Source organism: Nonomuraea sp. NPDC048892 (assembly GCF_040649735.1).
Taxonomy (GTDB): Bacteria; Actinomycetota; Actinomycetes; order Streptosporangiales; family Streptosporangiaceae; genus Nonomuraea; species Nonomuraea maheshkhaliensis.
The window spans coordinates 204,155-221,353 of record NZ_JBEZFZ010000012.1; the positions used below are offsets into that span (position 1 = coordinate 204,155).

General features: G+C 71.1%; 18 protein-coding genes. 8 read left to right on the forward strand and 10 right to left on the reverse strand.

The window, feature by feature from the left end; translation table 11 throughout:
• Positions 1–41 precede the first annotated feature (41 nt).
• Complete coding sequence (locus AB0C28_RS33790; protein ID WP_358079982.1) at positions 42–1,535, forward strand: TldD/PmbA family protein; 1,494 nt, start codon at positions 42–44, stop codon at positions 1,533–1,535.
• Between the two features lie 38 nt (positions 1,536–1,573).
• Here the strand turns inward: AB0C28_RS33790 and AB0C28_RS33795 are convergent, their stop codons facing one another.
• The gene (locus AB0C28_RS33795) at positions 1,574–2,815 is read right to left on the reverse strand and encodes a transposase (protein WP_358079983.1); all 1,242 of its coding nucleotides are present in this window, start codon (positions 2,813–2,815) and stop codon (positions 1,574–1,576) included.
• A gap of 65 nt (positions 2,816–2,880) precedes the next feature.
• On the opposite strand from AB0C28_RS33795, the gene AB0C28_RS33800 reads away from it, so the two are divergent.
• Complete coding sequence (locus tag AB0C28_RS33800; RefSeq protein WP_357854062.1) at positions 2,881–4,251, forward strand: metallopeptidase TldD-related protein; 1,371 nt, start codon at positions 2,881–2,883, stop codon at positions 4,249–4,251.
• Positions 4,252–4,297: 46 nt separating this feature from the next.
• On the opposite strand, the gene AB0C28_RS33805 is transcribed toward AB0C28_RS33800, so the two are convergent.
• Together AB0C28_RS33805 and AB0C28_RS33810 are read right to left on the reverse strand one after the other, a co-directional pair.
• The gene (locus AB0C28_RS33805) at positions 4,298–4,855 is read right to left on the reverse strand and encodes a hypothetical protein (protein WP_358079984.1); all 558 of its coding nucleotides are present in this window, start codon (positions 4,853–4,855) and stop codon (positions 4,298–4,300) included.
• 105 nt (positions 4,856–4,960) lie between these two features.
• A complete protein-coding gene (locus AB0C28_RS33810; RefSeq protein ID WP_357854066.1) occupies positions 4,961–5,173 on the reverse strand; it encodes a dodecin in 213 nt (70 codons plus the stop codon).
• Between the two features lie 98 nt (positions 5,174–5,271).
• Between AB0C28_RS33810 and AB0C28_RS33815 the strand changes: the two genes are divergently transcribed.
• Positions 5,272–5,586, forward strand: coding sequence for a DUF3099 domain-containing protein (locus AB0C28_RS33815; protein ID WP_357854506.1), 315 nt, complete (start codon positions 5,272–5,274; stop codon positions 5,584–5,586).
• Between the two features lie 306 nt (positions 5,587–5,892).
• On the opposite strand, the gene AB0C28_RS33820 is transcribed toward AB0C28_RS33815, so the two are convergent.
• From AB0C28_RS33820 to AB0C28_RS33830, 3 genes are all read right to left on the reverse strand, one after another.
• Positions 5,893–6,150, reverse strand: a complete 258-nt coding sequence (locus AB0C28_RS33820) for a DUF6457 domain-containing protein (RefSeq protein WP_357854069.1) — start codon at positions 6,148–6,150, stop codon at positions 5,893–5,895.
• A 94-nt stretch (positions 6,151–6,244) separates the two neighbouring features.
• A complete protein-coding gene (gene moaA, locus AB0C28_RS33825; RefSeq protein WP_357854072.1) occupies positions 6,245–7,234 on the reverse strand; it encodes a GTP 3',8-cyclase MoaA in 990 nt (329 codons plus the stop codon).
• Positions 7,235–7,374: 140 nt separating this feature from the next.
• Complete coding sequence (locus AB0C28_RS33830) at positions 7,375–7,743, reverse strand: helix-turn-helix domain-containing protein (RefSeq protein WP_357854075.1); 369 nt, start codon at positions 7,741–7,743, stop codon at positions 7,375–7,377.
• A 119-nt stretch (positions 7,744–7,862) separates the two neighbouring features.
• On the opposite strand from AB0C28_RS33830, the gene AB0C28_RS33835 reads away from it, so the two are divergent.
• The gene (locus tag AB0C28_RS33835) at positions 7,863–8,528 is read left to right on the forward strand and encodes an NAD(P)H-binding protein (protein WP_358079985.1); all 666 of its coding nucleotides are present in this window, start codon (positions 7,863–7,865) and stop codon (positions 8,526–8,528) included.
• 77 nt (positions 8,529–8,605) lie between these two features.
• On the opposite strand, the gene AB0C28_RS33840 is transcribed toward AB0C28_RS33835, so the two are convergent.
• The 3 genes from AB0C28_RS33840 to AB0C28_RS33850 all read right to left on the reverse strand — a co-directional run bounded on the left by AB0C28_RS33840 (position 8,606) and on the right by AB0C28_RS33850 (position 12,566).
• A complete protein-coding gene (locus AB0C28_RS33840; RefSeq protein WP_357854081.1) occupies positions 8,606–9,103 on the reverse strand; it encodes a hypothetical protein in 498 nt (165 codons plus the stop codon).
• Positions 9,104–9,259: 156 nt separating this feature from the next.
• Positions 9,260–10,651, reverse strand: coding sequence for a hypothetical protein (locus tag AB0C28_RS33845; protein WP_358079986.1), 1,392 nt, complete (start codon positions 10,649–10,651; stop codon positions 9,260–9,262).
• A gap of 79 nt (positions 10,652–10,730) precedes the next feature.
• Positions 10,731–12,566, reverse strand: coding sequence for an AMP-dependent synthetase/ligase (locus AB0C28_RS33850; protein WP_357854086.1), 1,836 nt, complete (start codon positions 12,564–12,566; stop codon positions 10,731–10,733).
• A 125-nt stretch (positions 12,567–12,691) separates the two neighbouring features.
• Between AB0C28_RS33850 and AB0C28_RS33855 the strand changes: the two genes are divergently transcribed.
• The 3 genes from AB0C28_RS33855 to AB0C28_RS33865 are packed head-to-tail and all read left to right on the forward strand — an operon-like array spanning position 12,692 to position 15,009.
• Positions 12,692–14,215, forward strand: a complete 1,524-nt coding sequence (locus AB0C28_RS33855; protein ID WP_358079987.1) for an oligopeptide:H+ symporter — start codon at positions 12,692–12,694, stop codon at positions 14,213–14,215.
• A gap of 11 nt (positions 14,216–14,226) precedes the next feature.
• Positions 14,227–14,835 (forward strand): trimeric intracellular cation channel family protein, encoded by a 609-nt coding sequence (locus AB0C28_RS33860; protein ID WP_357854092.1) that lies wholly within the window; start codon positions 14,227–14,229, stop codon positions 14,833–14,835.
• Positions 14,836–14,862: 27 nt separating this feature from the next.
• Positions 14,863–15,009, forward strand: coding sequence for a hypothetical protein (locus AB0C28_RS33865; protein WP_357854095.1), 147 nt, complete (start codon positions 14,863–14,865; stop codon positions 15,007–15,009).
• A gap of 23 nt (positions 15,010–15,032) precedes the next feature.
• Here the strand turns inward: AB0C28_RS33865 and AB0C28_RS33870 are convergent, their stop codons facing one another.
• Positions 15,033–16,463: a PLP-dependent aminotransferase family protein gene (locus AB0C28_RS33870; protein WP_358079988.1), complete on the reverse strand. Its 1,431-nt coding sequence runs from the start codon at positions 16,461–16,463 to the stop codon at positions 15,033–15,035.
• A gap of 62 nt (positions 16,464–16,525) precedes the next feature.
• Between AB0C28_RS33870 and AB0C28_RS33875 the strand changes: the two genes are divergently transcribed.
• The gene (locus AB0C28_RS33875; RefSeq protein WP_357854101.1) at positions 16,526–17,128 is read left to right on the forward strand and encodes a hypothetical protein; all 603 of its coding nucleotides are present in this window, start codon (positions 16,526–16,528) and stop codon (positions 17,126–17,128) included.
• Positions 17,129–17,199: the final 71 nt, after the last annotated feature.

Consider the following 17,199-nt stretch of genomic DNA (forward strand, 5'->3'; position numbering starts at 1 on the left):
TTGTCCGGGTGAGACAAGATCGCAGGGTTAGGATCGTGGACATGCGCCAGATCGACCCCGATTTCCTGGAGCTGCCCCTGCGGCAGCTGGCGGACGCCGCCTTGCAACGTGCTCGCGACCTGGGCGCCGAGCACGCCGACTTCCGGCTCGAACGTGTCAGGGCGGAGACGCTGCGCCTCTACGACGCCCGCCTCGAAGGCTCGCTCGACGCCGACGACCTCGGCTACGCCGTGCGGGTCGTCAAGGGCGGCACGTGGGGCTTCGCGGCCGGCGTGCTGCTGACGCCCGAGGCCGCCGCCGGGGTGGCCGAGCAGGCGGTGCGGGTGGCCGAGGTGAGCGCCCCAATCAACCGCGAGCCCATCGAGCTGGCACCCGAGCCGGTGCACGCCGGCGCGGTGTGGGTCTCGGCGTACGACGTCGATCCGTTCGAGGTGGCCCAGGCCGACAAGGTGAGCCTGCTGGCGGAGTGGTCGGCCGGGCTGCTGAAGGGCGCCGACCACGTCTCGGCGCGGCTGCTGCAGGTCAAGGAGCAGAAGTTCTACGCCGACACGGCCGGCACGTCCACCACGCAGCAGCGGGTGCGGGTGCATCCGGAGCTCAACGCGATGAAGGCGTCGGAGAGCGGGTTCGACGACATGTCGACGCTCGCGCCGCCGGTCGGGCGGGGCTACGAATACCTGACCGGCACCTGGTGGGACTGGCAGGGCGAGCTGGCCAGGCTGCCCGAGCTGCTGGCGGAGAAGCTGGCCGCGCCCTCGGTCGAGGCGGGCGAGTACGACCTGGTGATCGACCCGTCCAACCTGTGGCTGACGATCCACGAGTCGATCGGCCACGCCACCGAGCTGGACCGGGCGCTCGGCTACGAGGCGGCCTACGCCGGCACCAGCTTCGCCACGTTCGACCAGCTCGGCGAGCTCGTCTACGGCTCGCCCGCGATGAACGTGACCGGCGACCGCACCATCACCCACGGCCTGGCCACGGTCGGCTACGACGACGAGGGCGTGCAGGGGCAGAGCTTCGACATCGTCAAGGACGGCATCCTGGTGGGCTACCAGCTCGACCGGCGGATGGCGCGGATGAAGGGGCTCGGCCGCTCCAACGGGTGCGCGTTCGCCGACTCGCCCGGCCACATGCCGATCCAGCGCATGGCGAACGTGTCGCTGGCGGCGGCGCCCGGCGGGCCCTCGACCGACGAGCTGATCGCGGGGGTCGAGCGGGGCATCTACATCGTCGGCGACAAGAGCTGGTCGATCGACATGCAGCGCTACAACTTCCAGTTCACCGGGCAGCGGGCGTACCGGATCACCGGCGGCCGGCTCGACGGGCAGCTCAAGGACTTCGCCTACCAGGCGACGACCACCGACTTCTGGCAGTCGATGGAGGCGGTCGGCGGGCCGCAGACGTACGTGCTCGGCGGCGCGTTCAACTGTGGCAAGGGGCAGCCGGGGCAGGTCGCGCCGGTCAGCCACGGGTGCCCGTCGGCGCTGTTCCGGGGTGTCCGGATCCTCAACACCGTGCAGGAGGGCAGCAATTGACATCCTCCCCGCCCTGAAGGCGGAGATTCCAACGGCAACTACCCCATGAGGAGGAGGTCGTGTTGAGGTTCGCGGTTCACCGGCCCGCCCAGCGGCGAGCCTCCCCGCGCGGCGACGGCATGCCCTGCCGCCGTATCCCTGATGTTCTGGGCCGCGTTGACGTCGGCGTTGTCCTGATGCCCACAGGCGAGGCAGCGGAATCGAGATTGGCTCTGTCTCGACTCCGCCGCGCGATGCCCGCAGGCGTTGCAGGTCTGCGAGGTATAACGCGGGCTGACCTTGCGGACGCGACCGGGAGCCTTGTGCTCCAGCCGCTCGACCAGCCGTCCCCAACCGGCGGCCAGCACGCCCCGGTTGAGCCCGGCCTTCTGGCGCACGTTACGGCCCGGCGCATCAACCGTGCCCCGGGCCGAACGGGTCATACCGGCGATCTTCAGGTCCTCGACGGCGATCACATCGAAGCGGCGGGCCAGATGGGTGGAGGTCTTCTCCACCCAGTCCTTGCGGTGGTCGGTTTCGCGGGCCTTCAGCCGGGCGACGGCCGCCTTGACCTTGGCCCTGCGGCTGGATCCGCGCTGTGCCCTGGCCAGCCTGCGCAGGAGACGCGACAGACGCGCCTTCTCCGTGTCACGCAGGCCGGGAGCTTTCAGCAGCTCGCCCGTGGACAACGCAGCGCTGACGGCAACCCCCCGGTCCACGCCGACCACCTCACCCGTCCCCGGTGCGGGGATCGGTGCGGGGATCGCGGCGAAGGCGACATGCCAGCGGCCCGCTCGGTCCCGGGTCACCCGGTAGGACTTCACCCCTTCGGGGACGGCGCGGGACCAGCGCAACCGCACCCACCCCACCTTCGGGATCTTCACCTCGCCGACGTTGCGCGACAGGCGGCGCACAACACCCGCCTTGACCGCGACGATCCGGAACCCTTCCCCCCGCCCGCGCTTACGCCACGTCGGCCGCCTGTGCGTCTTGCCGAAGAAATTCGCCATCGCCTGCGCGAAGTCCTTGAGCGCCTGCTGCTGGACGACGATGGAACCCGCCCGCAACCACGCGAACTCCGCCCGAGCCTCCGTCAACTGACGGCGCTGCTCGGCGAACCCCGGCGCGCCCTTACGGCCCGGCTTCCAGTGCGCGTGCTGCTCCACCACCAAATTCCACACGAACCGGGCATGCCCGCAATGTTCCAGCAACACCCGCTCCTGCGCAGGCGTGGGCTCAAGCCGGTAACGGGACACGCCGATCAATCTACCGATCAACACCGACACCAGCGGGAGAAACAAGTGCCCGACCGTTCCGCGTATCCTCCCCGCCCTGAAGGACGGGGCTTCCACGCTGTAGGTACATCGTGAGGCCGCAGGAGATGGTGGAGGGGGCGCTGCGGCTCTCCCGCAACGACGGCTGCGTGGTGCTGGTGGACGAGGAGTCCACGGCCAACCTTCGGTTCGCGGGCAACACGCTGACCACCAACGGCGTCGCCCGTACGTCCCGGCTGACCGTGATCTCGATCGCGGGGCAGGGCGTGGGGGTGGTGTCGCGGGCGGCCGTACGCGATGAGCAGCTCGCCGACGTGGTGGCGGCGGCCGACGCGGCGGCGCGCGAGGCGCGGCCGGCCGAGGACGCCCGCCCGCTGGTCGAGGCGGGCGCCGCCGCGCCGCACTGGGACGAGGAGGTCCGGCCGACCGACATCGGGGTGTTCGAGGCGTTCGCGCCCGCGCTCGGTGACGCGTTCGCGGCGGCCGAGTCGGGCGGCAGGAGACTGTACGGGTTCGCCGAGCACTCGCTGACCTCGACGTTCCTCGGCACGTCCACGGGCGTGCGGCTGCGGCACGACCAGCCGACCGGGCGGCTGGAGCTCAACGCCAAGTCCGGCGACCTCAAGCGTTCCGCGTGGGCCGGCGTGTCCACCCCCGACTTCACCGACGTCGACGTCTCCGCGCTCGGCTCCGGGCTGGCGCAGCGGCTGGAGTGGGCGAAGAACCGGGTGGACCTGCCCGCGGGCCGCTACGAGACGCTGCTGCCGCCGAGCGCGGTGGCCGACCTGATGATCTACCTGTACTGGTCGGCGGAGGCCAGGGACGCGCTCGACGGACGGTCGGTGTTCGCCAGGCCCGGCGGGGGCACCCGCGTGGGCGAGCAGCTCGGCGCGCTGCCCGTCTCGCTGTCGAGCGATCCGGGGGCCGAGGGCGTCGCGTGCGCGCCGTTCGTGACCGCGCACGCCTCCAGCAGGGGCAGCTCGGTGTTCGACAACGGGCTGCCGCTGGGGCCGACCGACTGGATCAAGGACGGGCGGCTGGAGGCGCTGCGGCAGACGCGTTACTCGGCCGAGCTGAGCGGCCTGCCGGTGACGCCCGGCGTCGACAATCTGATCATGTCGGCGCCCGGTGACGGGCGTTCGCTGGAGGAGATGATCGCCTCCACGCGGCACGGGCTCCTCCTCACCTGCCTGTGGTACATCCGCCAGGTCGATCCGCAGACGCTGCTGGTGACCGGGCTGACCCGTGACGGCGTCTACCTGGTCGAGCACGGCGAGGTCGTGGGCGAGGTGAACAACTTCCGCTTCAACGAGAGCCCGGTCGACCTGCTGGGGCGGCTGACGGAGGTGGGGGCGAGCGGGCGCACGCTGCCGCGCGAGTGGAACGACTACTTCCAGCGCACGATCATGCCGGCGGTGCGGGTGCCCGACTTCAACATGTCCACGGTGAGCCAGGCCAGCTGACCCCGCTCCCCGGAGTCCCCCCGGCGCGCTCGTGCGGCGGGTCCGTTCAGCGGGGGCCGAGGAGGGCGGCCAGGGCGTGGCTGAGGGACTCGCCGAGCGTCTTGGCGCACGTCTCGTAGCCCTCCGGCGGGCCGCCGTACGGGTCGTACACCTCGGGGCCGGGACGTGCGTCGCGGCGCTCGGCGGCGGACTCGACGATCGCCCGCGCCCGTTCGGCCGTGTCGGAGCGGTAGCGGCGCTGGCTCGCCCCCGCCGCGAGCGCGGCGAACTCCGGCAGCGTGAACGTCCTGCGCGCCGCCGCCGCGTCGAGGCCGACCGCGGTGGCGCGGTGGGCGTTCTCCATGGTCAGCAGCAGGTCGGACGAGCTGACCAGGGCGGGCTCCAGCAGCCTGGCCCGGTGCGCGCGGCCGTCGAGGCCGAGCCGGTCGAGGGCGGCGACGGCGTGCGGCGCCATCGGATGGCCGACGAGCGCGCGCACCCCCGCGCTGCCCGTGACCACGGGCAGGGACGCCGAATGGAGCATCGCCCGTGCGATCACCTCCGCCATGGCGGAACGGCAGATGTTGGCCGTGCACACCAGCAGGATGCGGAACTCACTGCTCACGAGCGTCAATCTAACGGCTCGGGAGCGGCCGCGGGCGGCGGTTGGCGCGAGAGTGCTCACGGGCCGGCGGAGGGGCTGTGCCGGCCCGTCAGCAGGGGGCCGGGGTCAGGAGTCCTCCAGGCGGAAGCCGACCTTCATGCCGACCTGGAAGTGCGCGACCTCTCCCCCGTCCAGGTGGCCCCGGATCTCCGTCACCTCGAACCAGTCGAGGTGCCGCAGTGTCTCGGAGGCCCTCCTGAGGCCGTTGCGGATGGCCTGGTCGACGCTCTCCCCCGAGGTGCCGACGATCTCGGTGACGCGGTACGTACGATCCGTCATCTCCACATCCTCCTTACTCGAAGGCCATGATCGCATGACCCCTGCCCGGGACCGGGCTGCCGTGCCCGGCACGACCCCCTGGGGATACCGTGGAAGACATGAAGGGGTGGCGCAGGAAAGCAGATGTCCACCAGGTCACGGATGCCCGGCCGTCGCTCACGGCCGACATCCGCAAGCGCGAGATCAGCTACCTCATCAAGATGGGGATCCGCACGATCTGCCTGATCCTGGCGGTCGTGGTGCCCGTGCCGTGGCCGTACCGGCTGCTGTTCATCGGGGCGGCGGTCTTTTTGCCATACATAGCGGTAATCGGGGCCAATGAGAGGGGCGAGCCAGGCCCGCCGCCTACCTTTCAGTCCCCCGAAGCTAACCAAAGCGAGATACCGCTGCATCGACGCGAGATCGGGTCGTGACTAAGTCTTGACGCATCCCATGGGTTGTAGGTGTACGCTTTAGCCATAGCGCTCCGGTCCCCCGTCGGAGTGCTGGTGCCGGCGTTCCGGGCCCCCGTCGGAACGCCGATGAAGCGACGCCGGGTGGTTTGCCCCCGTAACCACCCGGCGTCGCCCTTTTCCCGGTAAGTGATTTGATCAGTGCGCCCCGTGTCCGCTCTTGGGTAGGGCTGCTTTCCCGAAATCGTTTACACGAGCTCCCGCCTCGTTATTCACAGGAAATCTTCAGGCGGGAGCCGGGCTTGACTTCAAGAGTTCGTTCGAGTGTCAGTCTTCTGTCAGCTTGGCGCCGCTCTCCCGCTCCCAGTTCTTCGCCAATGTGATCAATCTGGCCACGGCGTCGTCGGAAGCGGTGCCCGATCCCTGGGCCAGGCCGAGCAGATACGCCGTCAGCGGCGCGGCCGGGCGGGCGACGCCGTGGGCGACCTCCTTGGTCAGGTCGAGGATCCGGTCGCGGTCCACGCGGGCCGGGTCGATGCCCAGCTCCTCGCAGGCCAGGGCGGTCCATTCGTTGAGCACGTGCATATGAGCCTCCTCCAGGTGATCCCCCATTGTGTCGCAAAGGTGAGCGATCCCCACGTGTCAGGGCGCCAGGGATCCCGGGGGGCGGTCGCCGGGGTCAGCCGCCGATGGCGGACATCGGCCTGGAGGGCTGCAGGAACGACGGGTCGTCGATGCCGTGGCCCGCGCGTTTGCGTGACACGGCCGCGAGCCAGCGCTCGGCCAGCTCCTCGTCCGACGCGCCCGCCCGCATCGGGGTCTTCAGATCCGACTCCTCGGTGGCGAACAGGCAGTTGCGCACCTGGCCGTCGGCGGTCAGCCTGACCCGGTCGCAGGCCCCGCAGAACGGCCGCGTCACCGAGCCGATCACCCCGACCCTGGCGGGGCCGCCGTCGACCAGGAACCGTTCGGCCGGGGCGCTTCCGCGCTCTTCGAGGTCGTCGGGCGTGAGGTCGAAGGAGCTCGACAGCAGGCGCAGGATCTCGTCGGCGGTCACCATGCCCTCGCGGCTCCAGCCGTGCTGGGCGTCGAGCGGCATCTGCTCGATGAAGCGCAGCTCGTACCCCTGATCGATGCACCAGCGCAGCAGCGCGGCGGCCTCGTGGTCGTTGACGCCGCGCATGAGGACGGCGTTGACCTTGACCGGCCGCAGGCCCGATCCGTCGGCGGCGGCGAGGCCGGCGATCACGTCGGCGTGCCGGTCGCGGTGGGCCAGGCGCTTGAACGTGGCCGGGTCGAGCGTGTCGAGGGAGACGTTGACCCGGTCGAGCCCGGCGGCGGCCAGCGACTCGGCGAGCCGGGCCAGGCCGATGCCGTTGGTGGTGAGCGAGACCTGCGGCCTGGGGGTCAGGGCGGTGGTGCGGCCGACGATGTCGACCAGTTCGCGGCGCAGGAGGGGCTCGCCGCCGGTGTAGCGCACCTCCGTGATGCCGAGCCGCTCGACGCCGATGGTCACCAGGCGGACGATCTCTTCGGCGGTGAGGAGCTGGGCGTTCGGGAGCCAGTCGAGCCCTTCCGGTGGCATGCAGTACGTACAGCGCAGATTGCACTTGTCCGTGAGGGACACCCGAAGATCCGTCGCCACCCGTCCGAACGAGTCTCGCAACATGGGGCGTCACCTCCTGTTCGTATCGCCAGAGGGCCAGCCTACGGCGCGCGGCGACCTGCCCTCAAAATCCGCCACTTCACCACATTCTTCCCTAGATCGATTCTTCCCTCACGCGGGAGGTGGCACGTGGCGGGGCGGTTTCACGTTGTGGAGGCGTACCAGGCGTCGCGGGCGTCCATCAGCTCGGCCAGGTGCCTGCGCGACCACTCGCAGCCGGCGTTCATCGGTTCGAGCAGGCTGCGGCCCAGGTCGGTGAGCTCGTAGACGACGCGGGGCGGGATCTCGTCGTACGCGGTGCGGGTGAGCAGGCCGTCGCGTTCCATGGCGCGCAGCGACTCCGTGAGGACCTTCGGGGTGATGGTGCGCAGGGGCACCTGGAGTTCGGTGAAGCGCCTCGGGCCCTGCTCCAGGCAGCGGATGATCTTCGCGGTCCACTTGTCGCCGACGCGGAACGGCCCCGCGGTCGGTGGGCAGCCGGTGAACATGTCCGGATCCAGAGGCTCTCGCATGGCGTCATCGTAGGTAACTATCGTTGCGGATAGCGACATCTCCCCCTTTACCGTCTGCGAAGGCGTCCGGGCGGTCCGGCCGCCGATCGGGAACGAGCAGAGCGGACGGAGCTGCGCGCATGAGCAGGATCGTGGTGTTCGGGGCCGGCGGGCGCGCCGGGGTGAAGGTGGTCGCGGAGGCGGCCGGGCGCGGGCACGAGGTGACCGCCGTGGTACGGAACCCGGCGGCCCACCCGGACCTGGACGGCGACCGGGGGTCCGGTGGTGGGCCGGTCAGGGTGGTGGCCGGGGACGTGACCGACGCCGGGAGTGTGGCGGAGGTCGCGGCGGGGCACGACGTGGGCGTTCAGGTGGCGGCGCGGCTGGACGTGCCGTCGGAGGAGTTCTACGGGGCGGCCTCGCGGGCCCTGGTGGACGGGCTGGCGCGGGCGGGGGTGACCCGGCTGGTGGCGCTGGGCATCGGCAGCGTGCTGGAGGTCGCGCCCGGGGTCAGGTTCATGGACACGCCCGGCTTCCCTGCCGAGGCCCGGACGTTCTCGCTGGGGCACGTCGCGCAGCTTGAGGTGCTGGAGGGGTCGGCGCTCGACTGGGTCGTGATCGCGCCGCCGCCGGTCTTCCTCGACGGCGAGGCGGCCAGGACCGGGCGGTACCGGTTCGGCGACGGGCGGGTGCCGGAGGTCGCGGAGGGCGAGCCGGTGTTCTCGTACGCGGATCTGGCGGTGGCGCTGGTGGACGAGGCCGACCGGCCGGAACACCACCGGGTCCAGGTCGCCGTCTCCTACTGAGACCCGCGCATCCGGTGGAGACGGCGAACGCCCGGCCGGGTGGGCCGGGCGTTCGGGTGTCGCGTGGGCTGCCGTGACTAGTGGCGGCGGCCGAAGACCTTCAGATAGTCCGTGCCCTCGGAGGGGGCGAGGTACTTGCTGCCCTCGAAGATCGCGCGCCACGTGCCCGACGAGCGGGCCCGTACCTTGATCCCGAAGTAGCCGCTGCCGCTGGTGCGGATCGTGTCCACGTGCTCCCAGCGGCCACTGCCGTTCGGCCGGAAGAGGACGACGATCCGCTTGTACGCCAGGCGGTGCCAGGTCTCCTGCTTCTTGCAGCGGTCGGCGTGGAGCACCGACACGAAGCCGCTGATGTAGTCCTCTTCGCACCGCACGGAGAGCTTGCCCGCGACGGTGATGGGACGGCCCCGCCACGCGGGCTCGGGGTTCACGTCGAGCGAGAGGCTGGTCTCGCCGCCCGCGACATCGGGGTCCAGGCGGCCAGGGTCGTCCGCGAACGCCGGCGAGGCGGCGGTGGCCACCATCGTCGCGCCCACGGCAGCTGCCGCCAGGCCGGCGGCTAGACGTCGCATCATCAAAATCGGAATTCCTTCCCCGTCTGAAAAATGCACCCCAAGCCGGGGCACATCAACGCCATTGACGCGTAAGGGTAAGGAAAAGTTGCGGTAAAGCTGATCACGATTCCGCAACGGCGAGTGCGGCGAGGTTTAGCCTGGCGACTGCTTTATGACCTATCGAGTTATTTGTCGGATTTTCGAGAGGTCGGCCGAGTAGTGCCCCGTTCCGGGGTAACGCACCCGCCATTCACCGGCCGTGCGGCCCTCGATCGTGCCGGCGAACGCGCCCGCCGCGTCCGTGGTCGTCTCCCCCACCGTCTCCCAGGGCGAGTTCGCGTCCGGACGCCACAGGAGCTCCAGCCGCTGCTTGGCGAACGGGCCGAAGTCGGTCAATCCGCGCGGGTCCACGCGGGTGAGCGAGCCGCGCAGGCGCACGCCGTTCGGGCGGGCCGACTTCTCCACCCGTACGGAGGACAGTTTGGCCTGCCGCCTGAGCTCGAACGTGGCGTACTCCGTGACGGTCGTCCCGTCCTTGCCCTTCGCGGTGGCGGTGATCGTCCAGGTGCCCGCCGGGTAGTAGCGGTTCAGCCTCTTGTCCGGCAGGAAGCGCCACGTCTGCCAGCCGTCCGCCATCCGGGCCGGCGGGGCCGTGATCCGCCGCCAGACGATCCTGGGCGGGAGCAGCGGGAACGTGTCCTCCACCGTGACGCCCACCTTGGCCCCAGTACCGGGCGCTGCGCCAGGCGCGGCACCGGGCGCCTGAACGCCGGCGACGGGACGGTCGTACACGGCGGGCTGGCCGTTGACGACGGGTGCCATGGGAACGGGACGCGGGCGCACCAGAACGGGCTGAGCGTCCTCCTTCGGGCTCGTGCCACCAGGAACGGCGGTCGAGGGAACGGAACCGGTCAGCGGAGCCGCGGGCGGCACCGGCCCCGGGGACACGACCGGGGACGGCCGGGCGGCGTGGACGGGCGTGAGCGCGGGATCCCGCGGCATCTTGCCCGGCGCCAGCACCGGTGCCTGGGCCGCGTCCCGGACAGGCGTCTGAGCGTGACCGCCGGCGGCCTCCTGAGCCGGCGCCTGGACCGATCCCTGGGCCGACCCCTGGGCCCCTTCCTGGGCCCCTTCCTGGACCGACTCGTGAGCGGGCCCTGGGGCCGCGTCCTGGTTCGGCCGCACGCCCGGCTCCTGAGCCGGAGGACGCACCTGCTCGTCGGCCGGGGGCCAGAGCTGGTCATGGGCCGGCGGGGCTGCGGGCGGGACTGCGGGCGGGCGGACGGGTGCGGGAGCCTGCGAGACGATCGGCGGCGTCACCGGGCGCGGCTGCGGCTCCCGTACGGGCGGAGCGCCGGGTTCCACCTTGACGGTGACGCCGTCCTTGCCCCGCGCTCCCTTGGCGATCACGTCGATCACGAGCCGGACGGACCCGTGCGCCCCCACGACGGGATCCGATGGACGCACGGTGATGGATCGGATGGCGGGCTCGGTCGCGGCGGAGGCAGCAGGCACGGGCACCGTGAGCGACCCCGCCGCGAGCGAGACGAGAAGAAGGCTTCTGGTCATGATCGAGACGGTAGGAACCGTCCGGTAATGACCAGGACCACAACACACGCCCCGAATGGCAAAACCCGTTCTAAGGCTTCTAGCCCGTATAGAGCCCTTCGATGATGTCGGCGTACTTCGCGTGGATGATCCGCCTCTTGAGCTTGAGGCTGGGGGTGAGCTCCGCGGTCTCGGCCGTCCACTCGACGCCGAGCAGCGCCCACTTCTTGACTTGCTGCACCCTGGCAAGCTTGGTGTTGGCCGCTTCCACGGCCGCCTCCACCTCCTTGAGCACGTCCGGGTGCTCGGCCAGTTCGGCGAGCGAGTCGTAGGTGATGCCGCGCGCCTGGGCCCAGCCGGGCGCCACTTCGGCGTCCAGGGTCAGCACGGCCACGGGGTAGGGCCGGTTGTCGCCGTAGGCGAGGGCCTGGCCGATGAGGCTGTGCTGTTTGAGGTGGTTCTCGATCTCGGCCGGGGAGATGTTCTCGCCGCCGGCGGTGATGATCAGCTCCTTCTTGCGGTCCACGACCCGGTAGAAGCCGTCGTCGTCGACCGTGCCGATGTCGCCGGTGTGCAGCCAGCCGTCCGCGTCGACCAGCTCGGCGGTGGCGTCGGTGCGGTTGAGGTAGCCGCGGGTGTTGAGCGGGCTGCGGGTGAGGATCTCGCCGTCCTCGGCGATGCGGACCTCGACGCCGGGCTCGGCCCTGCCGACGCTGCCGAGGCGGTAGCAGGCGGGACTGTTGCCGGTGAAGGCGCCGGTCGTCTCCGTCATGCCGTACACGTCGATGACCTTGAGCCCGAGGCCGGCGTAGAAGTGCTGCACCTCGGGCGCGAGCGGCGCGGCGCCGGTGGCGGTCCACTCGGCGCGGTCGAAGCCGATCATGCCGCGGATGACGGACAGGAGGGCGGCGTCGGCCTTGTCGTAGGCGGCCTGGATCTCGGGGGTGACGGTGTTGCCGTACTGGCCGGCCTCGACGTACGCGGCGCCGGCGGCCATGGCCTGGCGGACGGCGGCCTGCTGCTCCTCCGGCTGGGTGGCGAGCACGGCGAGCAGGCGGGCCATCATCTTCTCCCACACGCGCGGCACCCCGAAGAACATCATCGGCCTGACCTGCCCGAGCGTGCTGCCGAGGTTGGCCAGGTCGGTGCAGAAGTGCACGTGGGAGACCTTCACCAGGGGCAGGTAGAGGCTGAGGATGCGCTCGGCGATGTGGGCGTAGGTGAGGTAGGAGATCTGGGTGCCGCGCACGGGCAGCGAGGTGAGGCGGTCGGTGGCGGCGACCTCGTAGAAGATGTTGCGGTGGGTGAGCGGCACGCCCTTGGGGGTGCCGGTGGTTCCGGAGGTGTAGAGGACGGTGGCCACGTCGTCCTGGGTGACGGCGCGCCAGCGCGCCTCGACCGTGCCGGGGTCGGCGGCCAGCCGTTCGCGGCCGAGCGCTAAGAAGTCGGCCCAGGACATGAACCGGTCGCCCTCCGGCGCGTCCTCCACCACGATGATCTTGCGCAGGCCGTCCAGCCGGTCCAGCACCGGCTCCCAGCGGGCCAGGTCGGCGGGGCCGCCGAGGACGGCGTAACGGGCGCCCACGTCGCCGGCCACGAACTCGATCTGCTCGGAGGCGAACGTCGAGTAGACCGTGCAGCCGACGCCGCCCGCGTGCACCGCGCCGAGGTCGGCCAGGACGTGCTCGCTGCGGTTGACCATCATGAGGGCCACGGTTTCGCCGGGTTCCAGACCCAGTGCGGCGAACGCGGCCGCGATCTCCAGGACCCGCTCACGGGCCTGGCCGTAGGTCAGCGTGCGCCAGCCGTCGCCCTCGGGATCGGAATAGGCGGGCGCGTCATGGTGCTGCTCGGCCGCCTGTCTCAGTTGCTCGCAGACGGTACGGCCGGTGATCTGCCGCTCGATCTCGGCCCGGACTTCGAGGACTTCGGCCATGGACCCGCCTCCAGTCAGTATTCACTTGCATGAATTGGGATGCATCGCACCACACCCCTCGGGACACCGGCAAGACCTAAAGGAGAAAGATGTGTGTCCTCGTTCACCGTCCTTATTCACGTAGAGTGATCGCCCGAAAGCACGACGTGGTCATCGGGGGCGCGCACATGAGCGACGGCGGCGGCAGGACGTTCTTCGGTCACCCCTGGGGGCTGGCCACGCTGTTCTGCACCGAGATGTGGGAGCGGTTCTCGTGGTACGGCCTGCGCGCGATCCTGGCCACGTTCATGGCCGCCTCGCCGGCGCACCAGGGCCTGGGCCTGTCGCAGGAGACGTCGCAGGCGGTCGTCGGGGTCTACGGGGCGCTCATCTACCTGGTGGCGCTGCCGGGCGGCTGGATCGCCGACCGCGTGCTCGGGGCGCGCAGGTCGGTGTTCTGGGGCGGGCTCGTCATCATGTCGGGGCACATCAGCATGGCGGTGCCGGTGACCTCGCCGGTGTTCGTCTGGCTGGGGCTGCTGCTGATCATCACCGGCACCGGCCTGCTCAAGCCGAACATCTCCGTCATGGTCGGCCGCCTCTACCCCGAGGGGGACGACGGGCGCAGGGACGCCGGGTTCTCGCTGTTCTACCTCGGGATCAACCTGGGCGCCTTCTTCGCCCCCCTCGTGGTGGGCCGGCTGGCCGCCGACGACCGCTGGCACCTGGGGTTCGGCGCGGCGGCGGTGGGGATGGCGCTCGGCCTGATCCAGTACGTGTGGGGCGGGCGCCACCTGCGCGGCGTCGGCGAGCGGCCCGGAGTGCGCCTGTCCCCCTCGGAGCGGCGCCGTTTCGCCGTCATCGCGGGCCTCGGGACGGTGATCGCGCTCGTGGCGCTCGGGGCGTGGGCGGCCACCGGGACGCTCACGGTCGACCGGCTCACCGTGGTGATCACGGTGCTCATCCTCGTCGTGCCGGTCGCGTACTTCGCGTACATCATGCTGGGCAGCCACGACCTGACCGCGGACGAGCGGATCAGGATGAAGGCCTACATCTGGCTGTTCGTGGCCGCGGCGCTCTTCTGGATGATCTACGACTTGGCGCCGAGCAAGCTGCTCTTCTTCGCCGCCGACCACACCGACCTGTCGCTGTTCGGCGTGCCGATCCAGGCCGCCACGACGCAGTCGTTCAACCCGCTGTTCATCATGATCTTCGTGCCGGTGTTCGCGGCGCTGTGGGTGCGGCTGGGCACGCGGGTGAGCACGCCGCAGAAGTTCGGCTTCGCGCTGGTCATGGTGGGGCTGAGCTTCGTGGTCATGGCCGTGGCGGCGGCGCTGGCCGGGGCCGGGCGGGTGTCGGTGTGGTGGCTGGTGCTGGTCTACCTCGTCCAGGTGTTCGGCGAGCTGTCGCTGAGCCCGGTCGGGCTGTCGGTGACGGCGAAGCTCGCGCCCGAGGCGTTCAAGGGGCAGATGCTGGGCGTCTGGTTCATCGCGGTGTCGGTGGGCGACGCGGTCGGCGGGCAGACGGGGCGGCTCGGCCGGGTGCTGTCCGAGCCGGCGTACTACCTGGTGCTGGCGGCGATGGCGGTCGTGGCCGGGATGGCGCTGTTCCTGTTCACCCGGAGGCTGCGGGCGATGATGGCCGAGCACCATGAGCCCGGTATGCGATAGACATTCGTTCCGTGTCCGAAATTCTCGATCTCATGGGCATCTTCGTCTTCGCCCTGTCCGGGGCCCTCATGGGCGTGCGCAAGCGGCTCGACGTGGTCGGGATGGGGGTGCTGGCCGAGATGACCGCGCTGGGGGGCGGGGTCGTGCGCGACCTCATTCTCAACGTGCGGCCCATCGCCTTCCAGAGCCTCGGTTACGTGCTGGTGCCGGTGGTCGCGACGGTGATCGTCTTCTTCTGGCATCCGCACGTGGCCCGGGTGATGCCGGCCATCCTGGTGCTGGACGCGGCCGGGCTCGGCCTGTTCTGCGCGGTCGGCACGGAGAAGGCCCTGGAGTACGGGCTCAACCCGCTGCACGCGGCGCTCCTCGGGGTCGCGACGGCGGTGGGCGGGGGCATGCTGCGCGACGTCCTGGCCGGCGAGATCCCCACGCTCCTGTACGACCGGCAGCTGTACGCGGTGCCGGCCATGCTCGGCTCGGCGGGGATGGCCGGCCTGTACGGTTTCGGGCTGCACGGCTGGCCCGCGACCCTGGCCGCCGCCGTCCTCGCCTTCGGCCTGCGCATCGCCGCCATGCGCCGCAACTGGCGCGCCCCGCTGGCCCGGGGCCTCGGAGAGTGAGAACGGAGAATGAGAACGGAGAATCGCATGAAGGCAGATGACGACGCACGCGAGAGGCCCGTCGCCCGCCCCACGGTCGCGGAGGTCGTCGACCGAGCACTGCGGCGTCCCCGGGAGAACGGCCCGACCAACGACGACATCCTCTCGGCCATCCACGAGAGCCGCGGCGAATAGGCGATCGTAATCGGCGCCTCCGCTCACACCATCGTGACCAGGGGGTCCGGGGGGCGGGGTGGGCCGAGGGGGCCGTGGTCGCGGGCGGCGCGGAGGCGGAGGACGGCGTCCGCCAGGAAGGCGGGTGGCTGGGTGAAGGGGAGGCGGAGGTGGCCCTCCAGCGTGCCCTCCAGGCCGAACCAGGGGCCGGGCGCCAGACGCAGGCCGTGATGGGCGGCCGCCTCGGCCAGGGCGGTCGAGCCGCCGCCGTTCAGGCGGACCCAGAGCGTCCCGCCGCCGCGCGGCAGCTCGTACGTCCACTCCGGCAGGTGCTCGCGCAGCCCCGACACCAGCGCGTCGCGTGAGGCGCGCAGCGTGCGGCGGCGCTCGGCGCGGGTCTCCTCCATGAGGCCGAACAGGCGCGCCACGACGAGCTGCTCCAGCACCGGGCTGGCGATGTCCACCGTCGAGCGGAACATGGCCAGGCGGCGGGCCAGCGCGGCCGTGGTGCGGATCCAGCCGATGCGCAGCCCGCCCCACCACAGTTTGGAGGCCGACCCGATGCTGATCACCCGGCTGTCGGTGTCGAAGGCGGCCATGGGCGAGGTTCTGGGCACCTCGTCCAGGGCGAGCTCGGCCCAGGTCTCGTCCACGAGCAGGACCGTGCCGGAACGCCGGGCGGCGCCGGCGACGGCGGCGCGGACGGGGTCCTCCATGAGGGCGCCGGTCGGGTTGTGGAAGTCGGGCATGAGGTAGGCCAGCCGCGCCCCCGACTGTCGCATGGCGCCGCACAGCAGGTCCTGCGGCCAGCCCTCGTGGGAGATCCCGACCGGGACGATGCGGGCGCCGCGCCGGCGGGCCGCGTCCACGGCGTGCGGGTACGTGGGCGACTCCACCAGCACGGGGTCACCGGGGCCGACCAGCAGGCCCATGACGAGCTGGATGGCGTGCTGGGAGCCGGTGGTGACGACGATCTGCTCCGGCCGGGTGGCCACGCCCCTGGCGGTGTAGCGGGCGGCGATGCGCTCTCTGAGCACGGGCAGGCCCATGGGGTCGTAGCCGTTGCCCATGCCGTAGCGGGGCAGGTCCTCGACCGCGCCCGCCATGGCGCCGGCCAGGGCCGTGGGGGCGGGAGGGGCGGCGGTGTGGAGCTGGAGCAGGCCGTCGCCGCCGGTGCTGAGCCACGGGTTGTCGCGGGTGGTGGCCGGGTCGGGCAGGGCGGTCCAGCTGCCCGAGCCCTGGCGGCTCTCCAGGTAGCCGTCCGCGCGCAGCAGGTCGTAGGCGGAGGTCACGGTGGTGCGGCTGACCTTGAGCGTCTCGGCGAGGTGGCGTTCCGCGGGCATGCGCACGCGTACGGGGATCTGGCCGTCCATGATCAGGCCGCGGACGGAGTCGGCGAGGGCGCGGTAGTAGGGGCGCGCGGCCGGATCGGCGGTGACCAGCCGGGCCACCTGCGGCGCGGACAAGTGCCTCATAAGGCCACTTTTCGCGATTGGCTCTGTTTTGGCAAGCCGGAGGGCGCCACTCTGGGTCCATCATGAGCGAAGCAACCGTCCCCGTACCGAGTTCCCTGCCCGTCCGTCTCGTCCGCCTCTACGGCGGCCTGGCCCTGTACGGCCTGGCCACCGCGCTGCTGCTGGAGTCGGGGCTGGGGAACAATCCGTGGGGCGTCTTCCACCAGGGCCTGAGCCTGCTGACCGGCATGTCGCTCGGAACGGCCATCATCGTGGTGGGCGCCCTGGTCATGCTGCTGTGGATCCCGCTCAGGCAGAAGCCGGGCTTCGGCACCGTCAGCAACGTGATCTTCATCGGTCTCTTCGCGGACGCCTCCATGTACGTCCTGCCCGCCCCCGGGCACCTGGTGATCCAGGCGTTCTACCTGACCGTGGGGGTCGTCGCGCTCGCGCTGGCCACCGTCCTCTACATCGGGGCCGGGCTCGGCCCCGGCCCCCGCGACGGCATCATGACGGGGCTGATGCGGCTGGGCCTGTCGGTACGGACCTCGCGCCTGCTCATCGAGGTCACCGTGCTGATCGCCGGCTGGCTGCTCGGGGGCACGGCCGGCATTGGAACGCTGGTGTTCGCGCTGGCCATCGGGCCGTTGACGCAGCTGTTCACCCGCTGGTTCCCTCTGACGTGATCCCGTGGCCGGGCCGGACTTGACGCGACAGGACCGGCCTGGCCCCGGGATCACCCCGGCACGAGTAGCTT

Bases quoted from the DNA above. Each gene is read 5' to 3' on its own strand.
- AB0C28_RS33790 (WP_358079982.1), top strand. From the start codon at position 42: ATGCGCCAGATCGACCCCGATTTCCTGGAGCTGCCCCTGCGGCAGCTG.
- AB0C28_RS33810 (WP_357854066.1), bottom strand. From the start codon at position 5,173: ATGACGGATCGTACGTACCGCGTCACCGAGATCGTCGGCACCTCGGGG.
- AB0C28_RS33815 (WP_357854506.1), top strand. From the start codon at position 5,272: ATGAAGGGGTGGCGCAGGAAAGCAGATGTCCACCAGGTCACGGATGCC.
- AB0C28_RS33820 (WP_357854069.1), bottom strand. From the start codon at position 6,150: ATGCACGTGCTCAACGAATGGACCGCCCTGGCCTGCGAGGAGCTGGGC.
- moaA (WP_357854072.1), bottom strand. From the start codon at position 7,234: ATGTTGCGAGACTCGTTCGGACGGGTGGCGACGGATCTTCGGGTGTCC.
- AB0C28_RS33830 (WP_357854075.1), bottom strand. From the start codon at position 7,743: ATGCGAGAGCCTCTGGATCCGGACATGTTCACCGGCTGCCCACCGACC.
- AB0C28_RS33835 (WP_358079985.1), top strand. From the start codon at position 7,863: ATGAGCAGGATCGTGGTGTTCGGGGCCGGCGGGCGCGCCGGGGTGAAG.
- AB0C28_RS33840 (WP_357854081.1), bottom strand. From the start codon at position 9,103: ATGATGCGACGTCTAGCCGCCGGCCTGGCGGCAGCTGCCGTGGGCGCG.
- AB0C28_RS33845 (WP_358079986.1), bottom strand. From the start codon at position 10,651: ATGACCAGAAGCCTTCTTCTCGTCTCGCTCGCGGCGGGGTCGCTCACG.
- AB0C28_RS33850 (WP_357854086.1), bottom strand. From the start codon at position 12,566: ATGGCCGAAGTCCTCGAAGTCCGGGCCGAGATCGAGCGGCAGATCACC.
- AB0C28_RS33865 (WP_357854095.1), top strand. From the start codon at position 14,863: ATGAAGGCAGATGACGACGCACGCGAGAGGCCCGTCGCCCGCCCCACG.
- AB0C28_RS33870 (WP_358079988.1), bottom strand. From the start codon at position 16,463: ATGAGGCACTTGTCCGCGCCGCAGGTGGCCCGGCTGGTCACCGCCGAT.
- AB0C28_RS33875 (WP_357854101.1), top strand. From the start codon at position 16,526: ATGAGCGAAGCAACCGTCCCCGTACCGAGTTCCCTGCCCGTCCGTCTC.